This is a genomic window from Leifsonia sp. KNZ12-8B, from assembly GCF_056755495.1.
The window spans coordinates 1-6,381 of the sequence record NZ_JBPGXM010000174.1; the positions used below are offsets into that span (position 1 = coordinate 1).

Sequence of the window (6,381 nt, forward strand, 5' to 3'; positions counted from 1 at the left end):
GGATTATTCCATGTGGAATATACGGGATGGGCTAGGTGGGTGTCAAGCGTCGGCCGCCCGCGCCAGGATGGAGCCGTGAACCGGACCGACCGTCTCTACGCGCTCGTCGAGGAGCTCCGGGCGGTCGCGCCGCGGCGGCGCAGCGCGCGCTGGCTGGCCGAGCGCTTCGAGGTCTCGGTGCGGACCATCGAGCGGGACCTGTCGGCGCTGCAGCAGTCGGGCGTCCCGATCTGGGCGGAAGCCGGGCGCACCGGCGGCTACGCCATCGACAGGGCAGCCTCCCTCGGCCCGCTGGGCCTGACCGCCGACGAGGCGCTCGCGGCGCTGATCGGCCTCGGGATGGTGCGCCGCGGGCCGTTCCGCCAGTCCGCCGGCGCGGCGATGCGGAAGCTGCTGGCAGTGCTGCCCGACGAGGACGCGCGGCGCGCCACGACACTGGCGGCGCGCATCCATCTGCTCGAGCCGGAGGCCGACGACGCCACCCCGCCGGCGTTCGCGGCGTCGCTCCGGGCGGACCGCGTCGTGCGGCTGGTGTATCGCGACCGGAGCGGCGGCCTCAGCGAGCGCGAGGTCGAGCCGCTCGGCTCCATCGCCAGGGACGGGATCTGGTACCTGATCGCCTGGTGCCGGCTGCGCGACGGCGTCCGGGCCTTCCGCGGCGACCGCATGATCTCGGCCGAGCTCACCGGCGAGCGCCCCGCGCCCCGCACCCTCCGCCGCGAGGACCTGGACATCCCGTTCGGCACCCTCCGCTCGATCGTCGACGACCTGCGCTGACGGAGTTCCCGGAAACACCGACAGGACGGTGTCGCGACCGCCGCCGACACTGGAGCCATCGATCCCACCACGAGGAGGCACCCATGCCGTTCGCATCCATCCGCATCATCACCGACGACGTCGACCGGCTCGCCGCGTTCTACGAGAACGTGACCGGGCTCACCGCTGCACGACCCGCGCCGGTCTTCGCGCAGCTCTCCGGTGCGGGCGGGCCGACGCTGGCGATCGCGAGCCCGGCGACCGTCGCGATGCTCGGCGGGGCCGCCGCGCCCGCGGCCAACCGCTCGATCATCGTCGAGTTCGAGGTTCCGGACGTGGACGCGGAGTTCGCCCGGCTGGAGCCGGACCTGACCGACGTGGTCCTCCCGCCCTCCACGATGCCGTGGGGCAACCGGTCGGCGCTGTTCCGGGACCCCGACGGCAACCTGGTGAACCTCTTCAGCCGCCGGGGTGCGTGACCCCGGGGCACCGTTCTACGATGGGCGCGGTTCCGGCGGTCGAGGGGGAGGCCACGCGATGAAGCTGCTGCTCACGTCAGGCGGCGTCACCAACGACGGCATCCGTGCGGCGCTGATCGGGATGCTCGGCAGGCCGATCAGCGAGTGCACCGCGCTCTTCATCCCGACCGCGCAGTGGGGCCAGCCCGCGTGCGACCCGGAGAGCGTCTGGCGGTCGACCGCGGGCAGCCGGACGAGCGACCCCGGTCTCGTCGGGCTCGGCTGGAAGTCGGCCGGCGTGCTCGAGCTGACCGCCCTGCCGAGTCTCGCCGAGGAGCGCTGGACACGCTGGGTCCGCGACGCGGATGTGCTGCTGGTCGACGGCGGCGAGGCGAGATACCTGTACACCTGGATGCTGCAGTCGGGCCTCGCGGCGCTCCTGCCGGAGCTCGGCGACACGGTCTGGGTGGGTGTGAGCGCAGGCAGCATGGTTCTGACGCCGCGGGTCGGCGCCGAGTTCCTCGACTGGCGTCCGGACGGCCCGGACGACACCCTCGGGCTCGTCGACTTCTCGATCTTCCCGCACCTCGACCACCCCGGCTGGACCGGCAACACGCTGGAGGCGGCCCGCCGGTGGGCGCAGCGCATCCCCGGCCCCTCCTACGCGATCGACGACCAGACGGCCATCGCGGTCGTCGACGGGAGGGTGGAGGTGGTCGGCGAGGGCCGCTGGGAGCGGTTCGAGGGGCGCTGACGCCGCCCCTACAGCAGCGCGGAATTGAGTTCGAGCAGCTGCTCGTGGAACAGCCGCGCGCCTCCCTGGGCCGGGTGCCGGATCGCGGGGGCCTCGATCCCGGCCACCGCCAGCGCGCCCTGCGCCTTGCGGCCCACCGCCACGATCGTCTCGAAGCCCAGCGCGCGGATGAGCTCCAGCGCGGGCGCCGCACCGGCCCGCACCTCCGCCGGACGCGGTGTGCGGTTGGTGCGCGGGTCTCCCGCGACGAACGGGTGGTGCGGATAGATCGGCCACGACAGCGGGATCGGCCCCCGCCACTCCCGCAGGGTCGCCCACACGACGCGACTCGACGCCTCCCACGGCGCCTGCGGCTCGGCGGGCAGCTCCAGGCCGGGCACGACGCCCGCCTCCGCCTCGCGGACCGAGGTGAACGGCACGCCGGTCACGGTCATCCCCCGCCAGCCCGGCGCCTCACCCAGCAGCAGGACGGGCGCGTGCAGGAGGCCGAGGTAGCGCCGCAGATTGCGCTCGCGCCGCCGCCCCTCCTCGTCGTCGCCGAAGAGCAGCTCGGCGTCGTCGGGGACCGGGGTGGCGCGCACCAGCCGGAAGAACTCGGCGAGGGGATCGCTCATGGCCTCCACAGTGCCACGGCGCTCAGCGAGTTGGCGCAACGCGCCGTCTCCGCGGCGGGTGAGACGGCGTGTTGTGCCAAGTCGACGATGTCGGGGCCGGCGTCGGTCAGGGGCGCACGGCGACGCGAGGATGGTCGGAGCCGGCGAGGGCGGCGTCCACCTCGGCGAGAGCGAAGGTCGCGCCCACCTGGTCGGCGAACGGGTACCGCTGCCAGGCATCCGCCAGGTAGCGCACGGCCGCGTCGAGGTGCTGCGGCGCATACGTGTGCACGCCGCGGATCGTCAGCAGCTTGCGCATGAACTGCTCCGGCGCGATGGTGAGGTCCGGACCGGGGGAGCCGGAGCCGGCGAGCACGAGCACACCGCCGACATCGATCGCGGAGAGCAGCGAGCGCACCGCGGATGCCGCCCCCGAGAACTCGAGCGCGATCGTGGGCGCGGCGGCGCGGCCCCCGGCCTTCGCGAGAGCGGTGCTGAGGCCGGTCGGCGAGTCGGCGGCGCTCCGCGGGTCGACCACCGCGGCCGCTCCGAAGGCGAGCGCACGCTCTCGACGGTCCTGGCTCGGGTCGCTGACGACGACGCGCGCCCCGGCGTCGGTGGCCATCGCGGTGGCGGTGAGTCCGCGCATCCCCGCGCCCGCGACGACGACGAGCGAGCGGTCGAGCGGCACGACGGCGGACGCCGCCTCGAGCGCGGCCGCGACCGTCGCCGTCGAGCAGGACGCCGGCGCGAGCACCTCCGCCGGCACGTTGTCAGGGACGGCGACGAGCGAGGTGCCGTCCAGGAGGTGCGCGTGCGTCGCGAACCCGCCCGACAGCTCCCAGCCGCGCCGCATCCGCTCGTGGCCGTAGCGCTGCAGCGTCATGCACTTCTGCGGGAGGCCGCGGCGGCACCGCGGGCACGTGCCGCACGGCACGGCGACCGACCAGACGACGCGCTCACCAAGGTCGACCCGCCGCCCGTCCGTCGTCTTCGCCCCGCCACGGCCGAGCGCGATCACGCGGCCGACCTGCTCGTGGCCGAGGACGAGCGGCGTCGCCGCGGGCCGCTGGCCCCGCACCGCGCGCAGGTCGGAGCCGCAGACCGTCGCGAGCTCGACCTCCACGAGCACGTCCCCCGGCGCGAGCCGCACCCCGGGCACGGCGACCGCCTCGTGCGCGAGCCCCTCCCCCGGCCACACCATCGCGGTGGCCGACGGATATGCGCTGATCGACATCCCGAGGCCAGCCGGCGGCGCGACGACGCGCGGCGTGACCGCCCGGACCGTCACCGGCGGCCGCGCCGGCCGGAGCCTGCGGCGACCTCGGCCGCGACACCCTCCCAGCGGTCGTACGGGTCGAAGAAGTCCGCCGGCTCGAGCCGGTCGAACAGGTCGTCCGCGAGCGTCCGGAAGCCGGCGCCGGCGCCCCGGCCGCGGGGCGCGACGCCGGCCGCGTCGATGACGGCCGCGTCGTCGAACTCGCTCGTGATGAGACCGTCGGGAGTCATGGCCGCCTTTCCTGGTCCGCCGCTGCGGGCGCGTGCCCCCCACCGTCCGGCGCGGACACCCGCAACGTTAGGAGCGGGGAGCGACCGAGGCGGGACGCGATGGTAACCGGCAGGTGAACGGACTGCCTCTTGACGACGAACCCGTTGCATCCACGTGACGATCGGCGCAGAATTGCAGCATGACCGCGGACAGCAACACGCGCGCCTTCGACCCCGGCATCGTCACGGACTTCCGCGAACGCATGTCGTACGGCGGCTATCTCGACCTCGACACCCTGCTGAGCGCTCAGAAGCCGGTGAGCGTGCCGGAGCACCACGACGAGCTGCTGTTCATCATCCAGCACCAGACCACGGAGCTCTGGCTGAAGCTGGTGCTGCACGAGCTGCTCTCGGCGCGCGACCTGCTCCGCGCCGACGATCTCTCGCCGGCCCTGAAGCGCATCGCCCGGGTGAAGCACATCCAGCGCACCCTCACGGAGCAGTGGTCGGTGCTCGCGACCCTGACGCCGACCGAGTACGTGGAGTTCCGCGGCTTCCTCGGCAACTCGTCCGGCTTCCAGTCGTACCAGTACCGCGCGGTGGAGTTCCTGCTCGGCAACAAGAACCGCCGCATGCTCAGCGTGTTCGAGAACGACCCCGCAGCGCACTCCCTCCTCTCGGAGCTGCTGGAGTCGCCGAGCGTCTACGACGAGTTCCTGCGCCTCCTCGCCCGCTCGGGCTTCGCCGTGCCGGCCGACGTGCTCGACCGCGACGTCACGCAGGCGCATGTCTTCTCCCCGCAGCTCGTGGAGGTGTTCCGCGACATCTACGAGCACGCCGACGACCACTGGCGCGAGTACGAGGCATGCGAGGAGCTCGTCGACCTGGAGGACAACTTCCAGCTCTGGCGGTTCCGGCACCTCAAGACCGTGCAGCGCACCATCGGCATGAAGACCGGGACCGGCGGATCGAGCGGCGTCTCGTTCCTGCAGAAGGCGCTCGAGCTCACCTTCTTCCCGGAGCTGTTCGCCGTCCGCACCGAGATCGGTACCGAGCGGTGACCGAGGCGAGCGCACCGGCGGCCCACGCCGGCACCTCCTCCCCTGTGTTCCCGTGGGGCGCGTCCCCGCGGCGCGTGGCCTTCGACGCGGTGTGGACCGGGACGGGCTTCCTCCCGCCGACCGTCTACGAGCTCACCGGCGACCGCCTCCGCCGCACCGACCTCCCGGTCACCGCGGCGAGCGCGCATCCCGGCGGCACCCTCTTCCCCCGGCTCACCGACCACCACACCCATCTCGGCCTGACGGACCGGCGGGCGGTGTTCTCCGGGGGCATCACGCATGCCGTCGACCTCGGCTGGGTCCCCTCTGTCGCGGCCTCGTGGCTGGCCGAGGACGCGACGCGCCGGCACCCGGCGGCGGCGATCGCGGGCGCGCTGATCACCGCGCCCGGCGGGTATCCGGTCAACGCGGGGTGGGGACCTCCCGGGTCGTCGGCGGAGGTCGGCGGGCCGCGGGAGGCGCGGCAGGCGGTGCGTGAACAGCTCATGCGAGGAGCCTCGCGCATCAAAGTCACCCTCAACACCGAGGCCGGCGAAACTGTGGATGACGCCACGCTGGCCGCGCTTGTGGACGAGGCTCATGCAGCAGGAGTCCCGGTGACCGTCCACGTGCAGGGCGAAGGCCAGACCGCCCGCGCAGTGCGAGCCGGCGCCGATCAGCTCGCGCACACCCCGTTCACCGAGCACGTCGACGACGAGCTGGTGCGGGAGGCCGTGCGCCGGGGCATGACCTGGGTCACGACGCTCGACATCCACGGCTGGGGCGACCCGACTCCCCAGCACGGCATCGCGCTCGACAACCTGCGCCGGTTCGCCGCGGCGGGCGGCCGCGTGCTCTACGGCACCGACCTCGGCAACGGCCCCCTCCCCGACGGCGTCGACGCGCGCGAACTCGACGGGATGGTGCGCGCCGACCTGACGGCGACCGCGATCCTGCAGGCCATCGCCGGCACCCGCCCGGGCCACGACACGGTCGGCCCACGCCTGGCCTGGGTGCCGACGCCGCCGGCCCCGACGGCACGGCCCGCCGACCAGCTCCCCGCTTGGCTGGCGTCCGCGCGGGGCCTGCTGGCGACCGACTTCCGCGACGGCGACCGACCCGCAGCCCCGGCGGGACAGACCTAGAACCCGGCCCCGCCCCACCGCAGACCACGCGCCGACCGCACAACCGCAGACCACGCACCCAGCGCACACCACGCGCCCCACCGCACAACCGCAGACCACGCACCCCACCGCACACCGCACCCCACGAGCTGTCTCTTATACACATCT

8 protein-coding genes are annotated in these 6,381 nt (G+C 73.8%); 5 read left to right on the plus strand and 3 right to left on the minus strand.

Annotated elements, in window-relative coordinates:
* Positions 1–75 precede the first annotated feature (75 nt).
* From ACR9ZG_RS17485 to ACR9ZG_RS17495, 3 genes are all read left to right on the plus strand, one after another.
* A complete protein-coding gene (locus ACR9ZG_RS17485; protein ID WP_481286121.1) occupies positions 76–777 on the plus strand; it encodes a helix-turn-helix transcriptional regulator in 702 nt (233 codons plus the stop codon).
* An 83-nt stretch (positions 778–860) separates the two neighbouring features.
* Positions 861–1,235: a VOC family protein gene (locus ACR9ZG_RS17490; RefSeq protein ID WP_481286122.1), complete on the plus strand. Its 375-nt coding sequence runs from the start codon at positions 861–863 to the stop codon at positions 1,233–1,235.
* 58 nt (positions 1,236–1,293) lie between these two features.
* Positions 1,294–1,968, plus strand: a complete 675-nt coding sequence (locus tag ACR9ZG_RS17495; RefSeq protein ID WP_481286123.1) for a Type 1 glutamine amidotransferase-like domain-containing protein — start codon at positions 1,294–1,296, stop codon at positions 1,966–1,968.
* An 8-nt stretch (positions 1,969–1,976) separates the two neighbouring features.
* Here ACR9ZG_RS17495 and ACR9ZG_RS17500 read toward each other — a convergent pair whose 3' ends face one another.
* The 3 genes from ACR9ZG_RS17500 to ACR9ZG_RS17510 form a co-directional block, all read right to left on the minus strand.
* Positions 1,977–2,582: a uracil-DNA glycosylase gene (locus ACR9ZG_RS17500; protein WP_481286124.1), complete on the minus strand. Its 606-nt coding sequence runs from the start codon at positions 2,580–2,582 to the stop codon at positions 1,977–1,979.
* A gap of 106 nt (positions 2,583–2,688) precedes the next feature.
* Complete coding sequence (locus ACR9ZG_RS17505; protein ID WP_481286125.1) at positions 2,689–3,798, minus strand: zinc-binding dehydrogenase; 1,110 nt, start codon at positions 3,796–3,798, stop codon at positions 2,689–2,691.
* Between the two features lie 50 nt (positions 3,799–3,848).
* The gene (locus ACR9ZG_RS17510; RefSeq protein ID WP_481286126.1) at positions 3,849–4,070 is read right to left on the minus strand and encodes a hypothetical protein; all 222 of its coding nucleotides are present in this window, start codon (positions 4,068–4,070) and stop codon (positions 3,849–3,851) included.
* Between the two features lie 179 nt (positions 4,071–4,249).
* On the opposite strand from ACR9ZG_RS17510, the gene kynA reads away from it, so the two are divergent.
* Together kynA and ACR9ZG_RS17520 are read left to right on the plus strand one after the other, a co-directional pair.
* Positions 4,250–5,110, plus strand: a complete 861-nt coding sequence (gene kynA / locus ACR9ZG_RS17515) for a tryptophan 2,3-dioxygenase (RefSeq protein ID WP_481286127.1) — start codon at positions 4,250–4,252, stop codon at positions 5,108–5,110.
* Positions 5,107–6,234, plus strand: a complete 1,128-nt coding sequence (locus tag ACR9ZG_RS17520; protein ID WP_481286128.1) for an amidohydrolase family protein — start codon at positions 5,107–5,109, stop codon at positions 6,232–6,234. Before kynA ends, ACR9ZG_RS17520 begins: the two co-directional genes overlap by 4 nt.
* Positions 6,235–6,381: the final 147 nt, after the last annotated feature.

What these genes read in the sequence shown, in the direction of transcription:
- ACR9ZG_RS17490 (WP_481286122.1), top strand. Translation starts at nt 861, where the DNA reads ATGCCGTTCGCATCCATCCGCATCATCACCGACGACGTCGACCGGCTC.
- ACR9ZG_RS17495 (WP_481286123.1), top strand. Translation starts at nt 1,294, where the DNA reads ATGAAGCTGCTGCTCACGTCAGGCGGCGTCACCAACGACGGCATCCGT.
- ACR9ZG_RS17500 (WP_481286124.1), bottom strand. Translation starts at nt 2,582, where the DNA reads ATGAGCGATCCCCTCGCCGAGTTCTTCCGGCTGGTGCGCGCCACCCCG.
- ACR9ZG_RS17505 (WP_481286125.1), bottom strand. Translation starts at nt 3,798, where the DNA reads ATGTCGATCAGCGCATATCCGTCGGCCACCGCGATGGTGTGGCCGGGG.
- ACR9ZG_RS17510 (WP_481286126.1), bottom strand. Translation starts at nt 4,070, where the DNA reads ATGACTCCCGACGGTCTCATCACGAGCGAGTTCGACGACGCGGCCGTC.
- kynA (WP_481286127.1), top strand. Translation starts at nt 4,250, where the DNA reads ATGACCGCGGACAGCAACACGCGCGCCTTCGACCCCGGCATCGTCACG.